This window comes from Larkinella ripae (assembly GCF_054780775.1).
Genome location: NZ_BAAGVR010000023.1, coordinates 192988 through 209117 on the forward strand (window position 1 = coordinate 192988; position 16130 = coordinate 209117).

13 protein-coding genes and 1 other RNA gene are annotated in these 16130 nt (G+C 53.8%); 10 read left to right on the plus strand and 4 right to left on the minus strand.

Annotation, left to right across the window (positions count from 1 at the left end; all coding sequences use genetic code 11):
- Positions 1–75: 75 nt before the first annotated feature.
- The gene (locus ACYVHX_RS18185; protein WP_460673097.1) at positions 76–1296 is read right to left on the minus strand and encodes an enolase C-terminal domain-like protein; all 1221 of its coding nucleotides are present in this window, start codon (positions 1294–1296) and stop codon (positions 76–78) included.
- A 52-nt stretch (positions 1297–1348) separates the two neighbouring features.
- The gene (locus tag ACYVHX_RS18190) at positions 1349–2119 is read right to left on the minus strand and encodes a phosphatidylinositol-specific phospholipase C/glycerophosphodiester phosphodiesterase family protein (protein ID WP_460673098.1); all 771 of its coding nucleotides are present in this window, start codon (positions 2117–2119) and stop codon (positions 1349–1351) included.
- 196 nt (positions 2120–2315) lie between these two features.
- On the opposite strand from ACYVHX_RS18190, the gene fabG reads away from it, so the two are divergent.
- The 10 genes from fabG to trmD all read left to right on the plus strand — a co-directional run bounded on the left by fabG (position 2316) and on the right by trmD (position 13383).
- Positions 2316–3062, plus strand: coding sequence for a 3-oxoacyl-[acyl-carrier-protein] reductase (gene fabG / locus ACYVHX_RS18195; RefSeq protein WP_460673099.1), 747 nt, complete (start codon positions 2316–2318; stop codon positions 3060–3062).
- 128 nt (positions 3063–3190) lie between these two features.
- Positions 3191–5275 carry a vWA domain-containing protein gene (locus ACYVHX_RS18200; RefSeq protein ID WP_460673100.1) on the plus strand — a complete coding sequence of 695 codons (2085 nt, stop codon included), beginning with the start codon at positions 3191–3193 and terminating at the stop codon, positions 5273–5275.
- Entirely contained in the window at positions 5262–6215 is a 954-nt protein-coding gene (locus ACYVHX_RS18205) for a DUF2279 domain-containing protein (protein WP_460673101.1), read from the plus strand. The genes ACYVHX_RS18200 and ACYVHX_RS18205 overlap by 14 nt, the downstream gene beginning before the upstream one ends.
- 42 nt (positions 6216–6257) lie before the next feature.
- On the plus strand, positions 6258–7265 hold the full coding sequence (locus ACYVHX_RS18210) for a Smr/MutS family protein (protein ID WP_460673102.1): 1008 nt from the start codon (positions 6258–6260) through the stop codon (positions 7263–7265).
- A 16-nt stretch (positions 7266–7281) separates the two neighbouring features.
- Positions 7282–8682, plus strand: coding sequence for a DUF4403 family protein (locus tag ACYVHX_RS18215; RefSeq protein ID WP_460673103.1), 1401 nt, complete (start codon positions 7282–7284; stop codon positions 8680–8682).
- 125 nt (positions 8683–8807) lie between these two features.
- Positions 8808–9238: RNase P RNA component class A (gene rnpB, locus ACYVHX_RS18220), an RNA gene on the plus strand.
- Between the two features lie 104 nt (positions 9239–9342).
- Positions 9343–10890 (plus strand): OmpA family protein, encoded by a 1548-nt coding sequence (locus tag ACYVHX_RS18225; RefSeq protein WP_460673104.1) that lies wholly within the window; start codon positions 9343–9345, stop codon positions 10888–10890.
- A gap of 165 nt (positions 10891–11055) precedes the next feature.
- Positions 11056–11949, plus strand: a complete 894-nt coding sequence (locus tag ACYVHX_RS18230) for a 30S ribosomal protein S16 (protein ID WP_460673105.1) — start codon at positions 11056–11058, stop codon at positions 11947–11949.
- A gap of 179 nt (positions 11950–12128) precedes the next feature.
- Positions 12129–12719, plus strand: coding sequence for a ribosome maturation factor RimM (rimM, locus tag ACYVHX_RS18235; protein WP_460673106.1), 591 nt, complete (start codon positions 12129–12131; stop codon positions 12717–12719).
- Complete coding sequence (gene trmD, locus ACYVHX_RS18240; protein ID WP_460673107.1) at positions 12709–13383, plus strand: tRNA (guanosine(37)-N1)-methyltransferase TrmD; 675 nt, start codon at positions 12709–12711, stop codon at positions 13381–13383. The genes rimM and trmD overlap by 11 nt, the downstream gene beginning before the upstream one ends.
- Positions 13384–13399: 16 nt before the next feature.
- Here trmD and ACYVHX_RS18245 read toward each other — a convergent pair whose 3' ends face one another.
- Positions 13400–15589: a transglycosylase domain-containing protein gene (locus ACYVHX_RS18245; protein WP_460673108.1), complete on the minus strand. Its 2190-nt coding sequence runs from the start codon at positions 15587–15589 to the stop codon at positions 13400–13402.
- A 64-nt stretch (positions 15590–15653) separates the two neighbouring features.
- A complete protein-coding gene (locus ACYVHX_RS18250) occupies positions 15654–16103 on the minus strand; it encodes a GNAT family N-acetyltransferase (protein WP_460673109.1) in 450 nt (149 codons plus the stop codon).
- Positions 16104–16130 lie beyond the last annotated feature (27 nt).

Sequence of the window (16130 nt, forward strand, 5' to 3'; positions counted from 1 at the left end):
GTTAGTACACCGGGTTAATCAGAGGTTATCTGGGATTCTCTGATTAACCCGGGTATCCTTTGTGCCACAACGCTTCTAGGCGGTTTTTAACATTTTCATGCCAAAACCGGGTGCCGGTGAGGGAATGAGCTTGCCGTTCTCAATTTTATACGCGCCAAAATCCACGTCTTCGCTGGTGGCCGGGACGCCCTCAATGGTCACCGTATTGCCCAGCGCGCCCGTGAGGTGGGCGCAGTAATACGACTTCAGCAACTCCCCAAAAGCGTGCGGTGACGACTGGATGCCCAGCTTTTTGAGTTCCGGCATGATCTTGCGCCAGGGCGTAAAACCGTATCCGATCATGTCGGTCAGGTGAACGTCGATGAGCTTCTGCTCTTCCAGCTGGCGCAGGAGTTGCTGATCGGGATTCGCTTCGCCGTCGGCCAGCAGCGTTTTTACGTGGTTGGTTTTCAGCCATTCCCGCAGTTTGCGGTAGTCGGCAACGGTTTCGGCAAATGGTTCTTCCACCCAGAACAGCGGAATGTCGCCGATTCCTTTGATGTACGCGATGATGCCGTCGGCCGTAAAACCGTCGTTGCCATCCACCAGAATGTCCACGTCCGGGAACGTTTTGGCGACGAGTTTCGTCACTTCGATATCGCGTTGCAGCCCTTCTTCGCGCGGCATCCAGATGTTGCCACGGCCGATTTTGAGCTTGAACTGACGGTATCCCATTTTATAATCCTGGTTGCAGGCTTCCAGAATTTTGTCCATCCCGTTGGCAACGGTTTTCACCGGTCCTTCTTTGGGCTCCAGTTCTTCAAAATAAATCATGCCGCTGTAGCACTTGGTCGTGATCGGTTTTTTGCGGCCCATCAGTTCGTACACCGGTTTATTCAGAATCACGCCCGCCAGATCGTGCAGCGGCACATCGAACGGCAACGCTTTCGGATCCGTGACGCCCTCCGACGGCAGAAAAACTTCCGAAATTCGCTTTCCCCTGAGGTACGCAATCGATTCGTCCTGCCGACGACCGTGCATCCCCCAGCCTTTGGCCCCCTGATCGGTCGTCAGGATGCAGACGCTCACTTTTGGGCCGTAGCCGTGAATATCCCGACGGGCATTTTTCCCAACAAACCGGGGCCATTTAAGCTGGACCTGCGAATACATAATGTCCGTGATTTTGTGGTTGGCCAGTTCGTTGGCGGCCGCGTTATGCAGCAGCCAGTCGGTGGTCTGCGCGCTCAGCGGGGTGCTCAACAGGGCTGCCGATGCGGTTCCGGCGGTCAACTGATTGATGAACGATCTTCTTTTCATGAAAAGGGGATAGGATAAAAAGTTGGGAAAGGAAGTTAGGCGGATTAGGCCTTCATTTCAGCACACGGGCGCATTCTTCCACTTTGTCGGTATTGATGAAATCGACCCCGATTTTGTCGAGCTGTTTCCAGGCGTTCGGATTGTCGGGGGAAGCCCAGAACCGGATCGGCTTGTTCTGGCTGTGCGCCCGTTTAATGAATCGTTTCAGGGTTTCCCGGTCTTTTTCGGGCATTTCGCCTTCGCCGTTCCAGCGCGAATAATTCTGGAACGTATCGCTGAACAGGGCCACGTGTTTGATGGTTTCGTCGTCGTACAACTCGCTGGGCCGCCCGTCGAACAAAATGTAGGTGGGATAATCCACCCAGTTTGCAACCGGCGGGCGGTTTCCGCTCACCACCAGTTGAATGGCCATCGGGTTCATGGACCGGTCGAAGCAGGTTCGGTAAGGGGCAATGGCCTTTTCCAGTTCCTTGATGGCTTCAACGCCGTTGTCTTTCAGATCGACGAGCAGTTGAAACGTGTACTTCCGGTCCGTGCTGACGGCCCCGCTCGAATACCGGCTTTTGTTCTGCCCGAACAGGGCCGCAATCGGTTTCAGATAGAGCGAATCCAGCGTCCGGCCGGGCTGAATTTGGGATTTATCGTGCGCAACGAGTAACTTCCCGTCAACCAGAAAAACGTCCGCTTCGATGGAACCGGCGCGGTGGCGAATGGCGGCCGTGAGCGGTTCCGGTTTTTCGTAGTCGTTGTGGGCGTGAATTTGCTGGGCGATCGTCGGCAGACTGGACAAAACCGTCAGACAGATCAAGGCAAAACGGATCATGGCTATGGGAGGAATTACGGTGAAGAATGCAAGGCGTTGTTGGGCAATCGGAAAATTCCCGCGCATTCCGGATTTTTGAAATGAAAAGTCGGCCAACTCTTTCGAACGTTTCGAGCAAAAGTAGTCGGATGATCGAATATATACTACTATTTTTACGGCCAATCGTTTAAACCTTCGTTACTCTCACTATTACTTCATGGGTTTACTTCAAGGAAAAGTTGCGTTGATTACCGGAGCCTCGCGGGGCATCGGCCGGGCCATCGCCATCCGTTTCGCGCAGGAAGGCGCCAACATTGCATTTACCTACCTTTCAAGCATCGAAAAAGGGCAGGCGCTGGAAGCCGAACTGGCAGCTTTCGGGGTGAAAGTCAAAGGCTACCGCTCCGACGCGTCGGATTTCAAAGCCGCTGAAGACCTGGCTACCCAGATCGTGGCCGATTTTGGCACCATTGATGCGGTTGTCAACAACGCCGGCATCACCCGCGACGGTCTGCTGATGCGGATGAGCGAAGAACAATGGGATGCCGTAATCAACGTTAATCTAAAGTCGGTCTTTAACCTGACCAAAGCCGTGATCAAACCGATGATGAAAGCCAAGCAGGGTTCCATCATCAACCTGACATCGGTGGTCGGTATTCGGGGCAACGCCGGGCAGGCCAACTACGCGGCTTCCAAAGCCGGCATCATCGGTTTTACCAAATCGGTGGCGCTGGAACTGGGCTCGCGTAACATCCGGTCGAACGCCATTGCCCCCGGTTTTATCGAAACCGAGATGACCGGCGAAATCAACGAGAAAGCCATGGAAGAATGGAAGCAGGCCATCCCGCTCAAGCGCGGTGGACAACCGGAAGAAGTGGCCGACTGCGCCCTGTTCCTGGCTTCCGACCTGTCGCGCTACATCACCGGCCAGGTGCTGCAAGTCGACGGGGGAATGCTAACGTAATGATGAGTGTTAAATTATGAATGATGAATTAGTAAAAAGCTGCCGAATCCGTGGTGACTGGTAACTCGTTTTCACTCATAATTCATCATTCATAATCGCACCGGCGACCCGGCCATCATTAAAAAAATATGCGCTCCGAACTTTATTTTCAATCGTCTCCCTGGTGGTTGCTGGTTTGCCTGGCGGTGGGGGCGGCCTATTCCTTTGCGTTGTACCAGCGGAATTCGGGCTGGAGCCAGCGGATGAACCTGTCGCTGGCAGCGTTCCGGTTTCTGGTGGTCAGCGTGGTGTGTTTTCTGCTGCTGAATCCGCTGATTCGGAGCATCCAGACCATTACCGAAAAACCGAAGGTGGTGCTGGCCATCGACAATTCGGAGTCGATGACGGTGGCCGGAAAAGCGCAGCTCGATCGGGCCTTGGAAGCCGCCAGCCAACTACGCGACCGCCTGGCGGGTGAAGACATTGAGGTGGCGGTGCAAACCCTGGGCGACAGCCTGGTGACGGGTGATCTGAAAACCGTTGCCTTTCGCCAGCGCACCACGGATTTATCGAATATGCTCGGCGGCATCCGGAACGCCTACGAAGGCCGGAACCTGACCGACGTGGTATTGATCTCGGACGGCATTGCCAACCAGGGGCTGTCGCCCACGTTCGGGCGGTATAATTTTGCGGTGCATACGGTGGGCGTGGGCGATACCATTCCGAAGCGGGATGTACAACTAAGAGACGCCGTTGCCAACAAAATTGCGTACCTCGGCAACCAGTTTCCCATCCAGGCCGACGTGGCTAGCTACGGTTTTCAGGGCCGGAGCGGTACGGTGGTTTTGCGGCAGAATGGGCGGGAGCTGGGTCGGCAAACCGTCAATTTCAACCTGCCGGAAACCTTTCAGCAACTAACCTTTCAAACCTCCTCCACCCAGAAAGGGATGCAGCACTACGTGGTGGAGGTGTTGCCGCAGAGTGGCGAATTTACCCCTCGCAACAACCGCCGGGATGTATACATCGACATCATCGACGGAAAGGAAAAGATTCTGTTGCTGGCCCTGAGTCCGCACCCCGACATCAAGGCGTTGCGGAGCATCATTGAGAAAAATCAGAATTACGAACTCGACATCCGCATCCTGAACGGCGGAACCGCCGACATTCCGGACAAGGCGTATGACCTGGTGATTCTGCACCAGTTGCCCGATAATCAGAACGCGGGTGCGGGGGCCATTCAGAAGGCATTGCAGAAAAACACGCCGGTTCTGTTTGTGCTGGGAAATCAATCCGGGCTGCAATCGTTCAACGGCCTCAATCCGGTGATGCAGATTGTGGCCGGGGGCGGGCAAACCGACAAGGTAACGGGCCGGTTTAATCCCGATTTCCGGCAGCTGAACCTGGACGTCCAGAAGCTAAGCCTGCTGGATCGGCTGCCGCCGATGCTGGTGCCGTTCGGCGATTTTAAACTGTCGCCGGGCAGCGAGGTGGTGCTGTGGCAGCAGGTAGGCAGTGTTCGGACGAGCAAACCCCTGCTGGCCATCAACTACACCAGCGCCCGCAAAGCGGCCGTTCTGGCGGGTGAGGGGCTTTGGGAATGGCGGCTGGAAGAATACGCCCTGACCGATAACCAGGCCGTTGTGGATGAGTTGTTTCAGAAAGTAATGCAACTGGTTTCGATCAAGGAGGACCGCCGGAAACTCCGGGTCTATCCAATCCGCAACGAATTTCTGGCGGGCGAGAAAGTGACGTTTGAAACCGAGATGTACAACGATATTTACGAGAAGCTGTACGACCGGCCGGTGCGGCTGGAAATCACCAACGAACGGGCGGTTCCGCGCAGTTTCAATTATACCCCGACGGCCAGCAACAGCCGGTTTGAGGTCAGCAATTTGCCGGAGGGCGTGTACCGGTTTCGGGCCACGGCTTCGCTGAATGGCCGGGCGGAAAGTGCATCGGGCGAATTCATTGTTCGGGAGCAGCAGTTTGAAGCCATTAACACCACCGCCGATCACCTGATGCTGCGGCAGCTGGCCCAGCAAACCGGCGGGCGGTTCTACAATGCCTCAACGCTGGCATCGCTGGCCGACGATCTGGTCAGTCGAAAACCGGCCGGGCGGCTGAGCAGCAACGAAGCCCTGAACGAACTCATCAATTTACGCTGGCTGTTTTTCCTGATTATTATCCTGATCAGTGTGGAATGGGGGTTGCGGAAGTATCATGGCGCTTATTAGGAAGAAAGGAGTGAAGGAGGAAGGGAAAAAGGCGGTGAAGAAAGTAATTCTCTTTGCTTTTTTCCTGTTCTCCTTTCCTCTTTTTCTCCCTCCTTCCTTCGCCCAGGATTCCACCCGTCGAGCCGCTGAACCCTGTTACCGCTGCCGCCTTCGCGGTTTGCTGATCGGCGAAACGGTGGTCTATACCGGAACCCTCTACGGGTTGAGCAAAGCCTGGTACGACAATCCGCTGACCAATTTCAAGTTCTTTAACGACAACCGGGAGTGGTTGCAAATTGATAAGGTCGGCCACCTGGTTACGGCTTACCAGATCGCCCGGGTGTCGGCGCAGGCCTACCGCTGGGCCGGACTGACGGAGCGCAAAGCCGCCCTCTACGCCGGCTTGACGGGCCTGATTTTCCAGACACCCATTGAGATCCTGGACGGTTTTTCGCCGGAATACGGTTTTTCCGTTGGCGATATGATTGCTAATATTGCAGGTCCGGCGCTGTATACGGGGCAGTATCTGACCTGGGGAGAGTTGCGGATTCAGCCCAAATTCTCGTTTCATTATACCAACCTGGCCCGGGAGCGGCCGGAGTTGTTAGGAAAAAGCTGGAATGATCGGTGGCTAAAAGATTACAACGGCCAGACGTACTGGTTATCGGTCAATCCGTCGACCTTTGCGGCCAGGGAGTCAAAATTTCCAAAATGGCTGAATGTGGCCGTCGGTTACGGAGTTCATAATATGGTGGCGGCCGAAAATGACAAAAGCATTGAACGGGGGTTTCGGCCCTACCGCCAGTATTATCTGTCGCTGGATGTTGATTTTACGCGCATTAAAACCCGGAGCAAAACCTTAAAAACCGTGTTCTTTTTGCTCAATACACTGAAAATGCCCGCACCGACCCTGGAATACAACGGACGAAAGGGGATGCGGTTTCACGCAATCTATTTTTAAGAACGGACCGCATTCGGTCCGTTGGGACGATAACTCAATGGTATGAATATTGGTGATAAAGTACGGATGCTCCGGGCGAAAGAACAAGGCATTGTGACGCGCTTCCTGCCCGGAAACCAGGTAGAAATAGAGATTGAAGACGGTTTTCGGATTCCGGTTTTGCGGTCGGAGATTGTGGTGGTATCGCCGATGGAAGCCACGCGCTTTCAACCCGGGTCTGGTCTGGAACCGTTAAAAACCGCCAAGCCGGAAATCATCGGCAATGTGGGTTTTTACCTCGCGTTTATTCCGCAGGCCGAGCGGGGCGGGGTCAGGCAGGTGGATGTTTACCTGGTCAACAACACGGACTGGGACCTGCCGTTTACCATCGGTGAAGAACGGGAGGCCCGCTACACCGGCCTTCATTCGGAGGTACTGAAGGCGCGATCGTCCAGCAAACTCACGCAGCAATATTCCCTGTCGACCTTCGAGAACTGGCCGACGTTTCTGATTCAGGCGCTCTGGTTTCGCCGGGGCGGTACTCCGCTGCGGGCACCCTTGCTGAAACGCATCAAATGCCGGGCGCAGACGTTTCAGGCCAGCAGTGGCACCATTCCGGTTTTGAACCAAACCGGCTCAATCTACCAGCTCGATGTGGAGGACCCGGTGGCTCCGGAACCGCCCGCGGCCAAACCCGACCAGCCGGAAAAACCGGTGGATGCCACGGTGCTGCGGGAAAGTTTGCTGGGATTAACCGACAAAAAGGAAGCGTCGGCGGTGGAACGTCCGTCGGCCATCATCGACCTGCACATCCAGAAGCTGCTACCCGGCGGATTCGGTAGCCGGACCAACGCCGAATTGCTGGAGGTTCAGCTGCAGGAGTTTGAGAAAAAGCTGGAAAACGCCATTGCCAGCGGAATGGACGATATTACGTTTATTCACGGCGTCGGCAACGGGGTGTTGCGGAATGAGCTGCACCGGCGGTTGGGCAAGAACCCGGGCGTGGCGTATTTTGAAGATGCCCAGAAGGAAAAATTTGGCTATGGCGCCACCAAGGTTAAGATTAAATAAAAATATTTTCACTACATTGACCCCAATCCGAGGCCTGTTGCTGGCGCTGCTGTTGCTCCAGGCTTGTAAACCCTCCACAAGCACCAATCCGAAGGCGCCCAAAGCCGCCTATCAGGTAACCAAAATGGAAGTACAGAACGACAAATTTTTATCGACTGTAAACATTCCACTTTCCATTGCGCTGGCCGACGTCGAGCGCCAGATCAACAGTCAGGTTACCGGACTGATTTACGAAGACAACAGCCTGACCGACAACGACAATGATCAGTTCATGATCAAAGTCTGGAAGCGGTCCCCCATTCACGTTACGGCGCAGGACAGTCTGTTTCACTTCCGGGTTCCGCTGAAAATCTGGGCTAAAGCCGGGATGAAAGTGCTCGGTTTTACGCAGTATCAGGAAACCGAATTCGAACTGGACATCCGATTTGCAACCCGGTTTTCCATTGATAAAGATTGGTCGGTCAGTACGCAGACCACGGCGCAGGGCTACGACTGGGTCCGAAAACCAACTCTGAAACTGGTCGGGCTGGAGATACCGGTAACGAGCATTGTGGGGCGGCTGATCGACAAAAATCTGGAGAAAGTGACCAAAGCCCTCGATGAGCAGGTGCGGAAACAGATTGATTTGCGGACCCCGGTTTTGAAAGCCTGGAACACGATCCGCCAGCCGTACCTGGTTTCCGAGAAATACCGGACCTGGCTGCTGGTGGTGCCCAAACGGATTCTGATTACTCCGTTCCGGTTCGAAAAAGGGGCGATTCGTGCCACAATTGGTATTGAAGGCTACACCTTAACGCAAACCGGCAGCAAACCCGAAGTGCGACCGGCGGTGGCGATTCCGGAATTAACGGTTTCAAAAACCATTCCCGATCAGTTCCGGATTGGCTTGCTCAGCGAAGCAACCTACGCCGAAGCCGCCAAACTGGTTTCCGAAGAATTTGTGGGTAAATCGTATGAGTTTCGCGAGGGACGGTACAAGATTACCATTACCGGCATTGCTTTATACGGGCAGAACAGCAACCTGATCATCAAGGCGGTTCTGAAGGGCAGCATCAACGGCGCCATCTACCTGCGGGGACTGCCGTATTATGATGCGCAGACCCGAACAATTTCCCTGCGCGATCTGCACTACGATCTGGATACAAAAAATATTCTTTACAAGACGGCGAGCTGGCTGTTGCAGGGTAGTTTTGCGCGGACGCTGGAAAAACAGCTGACCATCCCGGTGGGCGATCAGATCGACGAAGCCCGCAAATCGCTTCAGGCCCGATTAACGAACAATCAGATAACAAAAGGAGTTGTTATCAACGGCAAACTTGAACAAGTAGCGCCCGATCAGGTTTATTTGACACAAGAATCCATGCTGGCGGTGGTCTACGCTTCCGGAAAACTTGATTTGAAGGTCGAAGGATTGTAGTTAAACCGGGATTTGCGCATTTTTTTAGGCAATTGGCTCGAAAAATTTGCAGTTTTTTGATGCCAGGTTTTTAAAGAACCTAAGTATTTATAGATTTGCGGTAATCACGGAATGGCAACCAACGCGAAGTAAATTGTCTTATCGCTCCGGAACGTTTAAACGAACCGGGGAGGAAAGTCCGGACAGCACAGGGTACCATACTTCCTAACGGGAAGGCAGGGGACTGGAAACGGTAATCTGACAGAAAGTGCCACAGAAAAAATACCGCCGTTGGCTGGCAACAGACTGCGGTAAGGGTGAAAAGGTAGAGTAAGAGCCTACCGCCCGGCTGGCGACAGGCGGGGCAGGGCAAACCTTATGGGCTGAAAGATCAAATAGGCATTGGAAAAGGGGCGACCCGTTCCTGTAGTTTCGGAGCAATCCGGAGCGAAGCTGATGCGGGTAGATCGATGGAGTTCCGGAGTGATCCGGAATCGAGATAAATGATAAGAGTCCGGCGCGATGGCTTCGTCAATCCGGCGGAAAACAGAATCCGGCTTATTGATTTACTTCGCGGAACGTTGCTGATGAAGAAAAAATGACTGAAAACGGTACGCCGTAACGCCAACTAACCGGGCGATTGTTCAACGTAAAAGGCTTATGAATTAAACCTGAGTTCTCATGAAGAAAATTTCCATTTTCGCTTCTCTGACGCTTCTGTTACTGACGCAGACCGTTGGGTATGCCCAAACTGACACCACCAACCGCTCCTCCGCCGGAACATCGACACGAAGTCGATCCTATGAAGGCGACTACAAAATGAATACCTGGTCAGTGACCGTCACGCCCGCGATCACCCGTTTCTTTGGCGACCTGGATAATTACGGTTTTTATAAGGCTTTTCCGCAAAAAGGCCCCCGGCAAAAAATAACCGGTGCGGTTGGCGTGTCGATCAACAAACAGTTGACGCACCTGTTCGGGGCATCGGCTGAATTCAACATCGGCTCCCTGCGCGGGTCTAAAGTAGCGCTTTACAACGCCTGGTTCCGCTCCAACTTCCTGCAGGGAACCCTGAATGCCAACGTCAACATGAAATCGCTGCTGTTTGGTACCAAGAAGCTGAAACGCTGGAAATGGGACATTCAGGCGGGTGCCGGTCTGATGTGGTTCGATACCCGGGTGTATGACCTGACGACCGACCAGATGATTCGGTACTCCAACGACCGGCGCGATTACAGCTCGGTTACGCAGGGACGGTGGGAAGCCGACGGTTCGGTGTATACCCGCGAGTTTGTGTTCCCGGTCGGAACGGCTTTGCACTACGAACTGACTCCGCGTCTGGATATTGGGCTCGATGCTACCTTGTATAATGTCAATACCGAAAAACTGGATATGACGGTCGGTGGCGTTGATAACTCAAAAGCCAACAACGTCTACGGCTGGCGCCGTGGGGATTCCGGTTTGGACAAATGGGCCCGTCTGGGCCTGTCGATTACCTACAAAATTGGTAAAGACGCCGTGAAAGTCGGCAAAGACGGTGTATATGATCCGGCAAAAGGTCGCTATCACCTGCGCTGGGCCGATCCGAAAGACCTGCTGAAAGATCCGTATAATCCCACCATGAACGATGCGGATTCCATTGCCAAAGCCAACATGCCAAAACCGGTCGATCCCCGTTTGTATACGGATACGGATAATGACGGTGTAGCCGACTTGTTTGATAAAGAACCGAACACACCGAACGGTAGCGTCGTTTCAGGGGCCGGGGTTGCCATGAACCTCGACAGCATCATCAGCTCGATTCTGCGCGGCAAATTTGCGCCGGAATGTGAAGCGCTGTTCAGCAACATCGAATTTGATACGGATAAAGCCACCATTCGTCCGGCTTCGCAGGATATCATGAAGAAAGTGATTGAACTGCTGAACGTAAAAACCAACTGCGGAATCATCCTCGTGGGACACGCTGATTACCGGGCTTCTTATGGCTACAACGTGCAGCTGTCAAAACGCCGGGTGGATGCCGCCAAGCGGTACTTGACCCGCGCCGGATTGACCGATCCTAGCCGGGTGACCGTCGAATACTACGGGGAATACCGACCGATTGCGCCGAACACTTCCGGGGATAACCTCCAGCGAAACCGGCGGGTTGAGATCAAGATCGTTCCAATGAACATGCTGCGGTCTCCGTACCAATCCGGTCAACGGTTTGATTCCCGCGAACCGCGATAGAAAAGTAAGACTTCGTACAAATCCCCGGCTAGCCGGGGTTTTGTCGTTTAGAGCCAGCCCAATTGTCGTTGGGCGCCCCCGAAAAAAGTAGGATAATTCCTGTTGCCCTTCCGGAAGTGCGGAGTAATTTCCCGAAATAATGTGTACCTTTGCACCCTAATTCATTTGGAGGATCGTGCGCCATTGTGTGCGCAGCGGATCTTTCAGGACAAACAAACCAATAAAATGGCAGTTAAAATCCGTTTATCGCGTCGGGGACGCAAAAAACTGGCTATCTATGATATCGTAGTAGCCGATGCCAGAGCACCACGGGATGGTAGCTTTATTGAAAAAATCGGTTCGTACAATCCAAACACGGATCCATCAACGGTCGTACTGAAAAACGATCGCGCTGTTGATTGGCTGCTTAAAGGTGCACAGCCTACCGATACGGCACGTTCAATCTTGTCACACGAAGGTATTTTGTTGAAAAAGCACCTCCAGGTTGGTGTAATCAAAGGCGCTATTTCGCAAGAGCAGGCTGATAGCAAGTTCGATGATTGGAAGCAAGGTAAAGAAGGCCGCAAACAAGGTTCGGCGGATACCAAATCCCAGCAAAAAGCCGACGCCAAACAGGCTCGTCTGGACGCTGAGAAGAAAGTAAACGAAACGCGTGCCCAGGCCATTGCCAAGAAAAACGTGGTGGAAGAGCCCGTAGTTGAAGCACCCGTTGCCGAAGAAACCGCTGCGGAAGAAACCGTTGAAGCTCCGGTTGCCGAAGCTGCGGTTGAAGCACCCGTTGCTGCCGAGCCGGTTGCGGAGGAAGCACCCGTCGCTGAAGCTCCGGTTGCCGAAGCGCCAGCGGCCGAAGAAGCACCGGTTGCTGAAGCACCAGCCGTTGAAGAAGCACCCGTTGAGGCACCCGCTGCTGAAACGCCAGCTGATGCACCGGTAGCGGAAGCACCAGCCGCCGAAGCGCCTGCCACGGAAGAAGCGCCCGTCGCTGAAGCTTCAGCACCTGCGACCGAAGCCCCAGCCGCTGACGAAAAGGCCGCTGACGAAGACGAAGCAAAAGCCTAGTACACTCCGGACCCCAGTCCGTTGTGAAAGATACGGATTCAACGGGACCGCCCGGCTGTCCATAGGTATGGTTAAATGTAGCAACTGATGGAGGTCTGTTTCTTGAAATGGATTTCTGTCAGTTGTTATTTTATAGGGACTGGTCCCGAATGAAACTCAGGCTATAAACGAAAGAAGTCGTGACGAAAGACGATTGTTTTCAGTTAGGGAAGATCACCAAAACGCACGGCGTTCGGGGAGAAATGGTTTTCTTCCTGGATGTCGATATGCCGGAGCTGTATTCAGAAATGGATTCCGTGCTGATTGAGATAAAAGGTGATCTGGTACCGCACTTTATCGAATCAATCTCGGTAAACCGGAATCGGGGGATTGTGGCGCTGGAGGGTGTAGAAACCATTGAAGAGGCTCAGAAACTGGTGAACTGCGATCTGTTCCTGCCGCTGGACAACCTCGAAGAACTGAAGGAAGGCCAGTTTTATTTCCACGAGATTGTCGGTTTTCGGGTTCATGACGAAAAGCTGGGCGAACTGGGCACGGTTCGGACGGTGTATAATGTGCCGCCCCAGGATTTGATTGCCATGGATTATCAGGGAAAAGAAATCCTGATTCCGGTGAATGACGAGCTGACACCCAAGGCGGACAAAGCACAGCAAATTCTGCACGTTCGGTTGCCGGATGGACTGGTCGATATTTACCTGAATGAACCATCGGCCAAAGGGGGCCGGAAACCGGAAGACGCCGAAGAAGACGATTTACTGGATGAGGATTGATATTTTAACCTGCCTTCCCCGCTTGCTGGATAGTTTTTTTGCCCACTCCATTCTTCAACGGGCTCAGCAGGGCGGTTTTGTAGAAGTTGTTATCCACGATTTGCGGGAGTATTCGCTCGACAAACACCGGCGGGTCGATGACTACGCCTTTGGTGGTGGGGCTGGCATGGTAATGTCTATCGAGCCGATTGCCCGCTGCATCCGGGCGTTGCAAACCGAACGGACGTACGATGAAATTATTTACGTGACCCCCGATGGCGAGCGGTTTGAGCAGCGAATGGCCAACCGGCTCTCGCTGACCCAGAACCTGATCATTCTCTGCGGGCACTACAAGGGCGTCGATGAACGGGTGCGGGAAATGTTCGTCACCAGAGAAATCAGCGTGGGGGATTACGTTCTGTCCGGGGGTGAACTCCCGGCTGCGGTTATTTCGGATGCCATCATCCGGTTATTGCCCGGTGTGCTGAACGACGAAACCTCAGCCCTGACCGACTCGTTTCAGGACGATCTGCTGGCGCCCCCGGTGTACACCCGCCCGGCCGAGTTTGAGGGCCATGCCGTACCCGAAATTCTGCTGTCGGGGCACGAAGCCAAAATCAATGAATGGCGTTTTGAAAAAGCCCTGGAGCGAACCCGCCAACGCCGGCCGGATTTGTTGTCCTGACGAGATCGCGCCCGGCTTATTGGGGTAAATTCGTTTCCTCCTGCTCTTTTTCTTTCCGTCGCTGTTCGCGCCGTTCCCGGCGCAACTGACGGCGCGATTTCGGAACCGAATCCGTCTGAACAGCCGCGCCATTGGCGGTTTCCTGCTGGGGCGTCACCACTTCCGGTTCTTCCCGTTCGCGCCCGAACACCCGCCGGAAAAAGTCATTGATGCCATTGGCGCCTTCCTCTGTTTGCTCATCGGGGAGCATCAGCGAATCGATCTCGATGGAGTCCGCGGGGGCAATCTCCTGCCGCAATCCTTCGCGCAATCGAACGCCGTAAAAACCGTACGCGGTGGTGTCGTAGGGTGTTAATCCCCGCGAAGCCATGATTCGGCCAATCAGCCTGAAATAACCCCGGATGTAGGTTTTGACGGACCCGTCGGGATAAAACCGGCTCAAGGTGGCTTTGGGCGAGGGCACCACGTAGGACAACAGAATGCTCTCGCCAATGTCGAGATTTGACGGACTCTTGGCAAAATAATACCGGGAAGCCTCCCCAATTCCGTAGATGTTACGCCCCCACTCGATGAAGTTGAGGTAGATCTCATACATCCGCTCTTTGGTGATAATGCGCTGATTTTCAATGAGCCAGACAATCAGGATTTCTTCCACCTTGCGGGAAATCGTTTTGTTCCGGTTCAAAAAGGCATTCTTGACGAACTGCATCGAAATGGTGCTGGCTCCCCGCTTAAACTTCTTGGTTTTGAAATTCGTAGCAATGGAAACCCGGAAGGCTTTTTCGTTGAATCCCTTGTGGGTGAAGAAGTTATAATCTTCGGCCGTCAAAACCGCATTACGCAGGTTGGGTGAAATCTGCTGGAGCGGGGTGAAATTGGGATTGGTCGGGCCGACAATGAACTTGCGGACCAGTTTGTCTTTCTCGTAGACCGAGTGCTCAAAAGGTTGGTTCAGCCGGCTGAAATCTTCTTTTCCGAATTGCACGATTTTGAACTGATCGGGGGTCAGGCCCGAATAAAACTGGACCGAATCGGGCAGCGAACTGTCGAGGTGCAAAACCGCATCATACTTGAGTCGCCCGGCCACCTTCATGCCATCAAGCGACTCGAACAGTCCCTGCGGAAAGGCATCAAACATGTCCTGCGCTTCGAGCATGTCGGTGTGCAGTTGCACATCGTAAATCTTGACGGGCGAAACCGTGTATTTGAGAAACGGCCGGGCTTTGGCCCGACCTAAATAAAGGGTCGAGGAACTGTCGATACCAATGTAATTCTCGCCCACAAACAGGTTGGCGTCCATGGCGGCATTTTCGACCACGACATCGCCCAGGGCAATGGCCGGGTGGTGAACGCGCAGATTCCGGACAGCGCCGGCCCCTTCAAGCTTGAATTCGCCGTTGGAGCTGGCCACATCCCGCAACTCGGCCCGGAGCGTATCGACCTGTAATTTAAGCTTATAGCGTTGTTCCAAATACGGCAATTCGAGCGGTTTTCCATCGGCGTAGAGCGAAACATTCGCTTCCTGATCGGAGGCATTGACCAGGCCGTTCAGGTGCCAGACTGACTCGTTGCCGTTGACCCGAATGGTGGAGGTCAGTTCCTCGTCGTCGATGGTGGCGGTTTCGGTCAGAAAGCTGATTTTCCGTTCGTTATCGGTTAGGCGAAGTTCCAGATTCCGGACGGCCATGTTGTCCGGAATTTTCGCCAGCAGGTTATCCACCAGGTTTTCGGCGACTACGGCGAGGTCAATTCGGCGGGTTTTGGGTTCGGTCGTCTCCTGCGTGGCCGCCGAGTCTTTCTTTTGCGATTTGGTCAGAAAATCGACGTTGGTGGTGCTGTCGCGCCGGACTATGTGCGCCAGGCCATTTTGCAGGGTAAGGGATGAAACCGCCACCTGACCGAAAATAAGCGGCCAGATGCTGACGCCCACCTCGGTTTTTTCCAGCCGCAACAAGCTGTCGCGGCCTTCCGGCACCACGGAGACGTTGGAAAAGGCAACGGTCGATAAGCCCGTGAACTGGGCTTTCCCGATGGTAACATTCAGGTCGTAATCGCGCTTGGCTTTGCGGATGGCCCGTTCCAGGCCTTCTTTGAGGAGCGCTTCACGTTTATTATAGGCGATCGTGGCTCCAATGGCGCCCAGAATTAGCAAGCCCAGTAGGACCCCGCCTGAAATGACCAGGATTCGTTTTTTGTTAATTTGCATTGTCTACTAAGGAAAGTAGCCCGTTGATAAACCGGTACTTTCGTGGTGTGGTGCGAATTTACGGCTATTTATCAAAATCCAGGTGGCAATTCCACCAGCCGGTGTCAAAGCGGGTGTCAAATTGCCGGTAAAAATGGATGGCGGGCTCATTCCAGTCCAGCACCTGCCACATCATTCCGGTGCAGTGCGTCTGGCGGGCTTCTTCAATGGTGGCATCGAACAAGGCTTTGCCCAGGCCGCGGCCCCGAAATGCTTCGTTCACGATAATGTCTTCCAGGTACAAGCGTTTTCCTTTCCAGGTCGAATACCGGAAATAATATAACGACATGGCTACTATCTTGTTTTCGACTTCGGCCACCAGCACCCCAAAAAGCGGATTTTCCCCAAAACCGTCTTTCAGCATCTGGTCGGGCGTGTTGGTCACTTCGTGGGGCGCTTTTTCGTACAAGGCCAGTTCCTGAACCAGTTCAAACAACTGCGGAACATCGGTGGGTTGTCCTTTGCGGATGGTCATTTCTATTGTTTGTTATTCGACATTCAA

What these genes read in the sequence shown, in the direction of transcription:
- ACYVHX_RS18185 (WP_460673097.1), bottom strand. Translation starts at nt 1,296, where the DNA reads ATGAAAAGAAGATCGTTCATCAATCAGTTGACCGCCGGAACCGCATCG.
- ACYVHX_RS18190 (WP_460673098.1), bottom strand. Translation starts at nt 2,119, where the DNA reads ATGATCCGTTTTGCCTTGATCTGTCTGACGGTTTTGTCCAGTCTGCCG.
- fabG (WP_460673099.1), top strand. Translation starts at nt 2,316, where the DNA reads ATGGGTTTACTTCAAGGAAAAGTTGCGTTGATTACCGGAGCCTCGCGG.
- ACYVHX_RS18200 (WP_460673100.1), top strand. Translation starts at nt 3,191, where the DNA reads ATGCGCTCCGAACTTTATTTTCAATCGTCTCCCTGGTGGTTGCTGGTT.
- ACYVHX_RS18205 (WP_460673101.1), top strand. Translation starts at nt 5,262, where the DNA reads ATGGCGCTTATTAGGAAGAAAGGAGTGAAGGAGGAAGGGAAAAAGGCG.
- ACYVHX_RS18210 (WP_460673102.1), top strand. Translation starts at nt 6,258, where the DNA reads ATGAATATTGGTGATAAAGTACGGATGCTCCGGGCGAAAGAACAAGGC.
- ACYVHX_RS18225 (WP_460673104.1), top strand. Translation starts at nt 9,343, where the DNA reads ATGAAGAAAATTTCCATTTTCGCTTCTCTGACGCTTCTGTTACTGACG.
- trmD (WP_460673107.1), top strand. Translation starts at nt 12,709, where the DNA reads ATGAGGATTGATATTTTAACCTGCCTTCCCCGCTTGCTGGATAGTTTT.
- ACYVHX_RS18245 (WP_460673108.1), bottom strand. Translation starts at nt 15,589, where the DNA reads ATGCAAATTAACAAAAAACGAATCCTGGTCATTTCAGGCGGGGTCCTA.
- ACYVHX_RS18250 (WP_460673109.1), bottom strand. Translation starts at nt 16,103, where the DNA reads ATGACCATCCGCAAAGGACAACCCACCGATGTTCCGCAGTTGTTTGAA.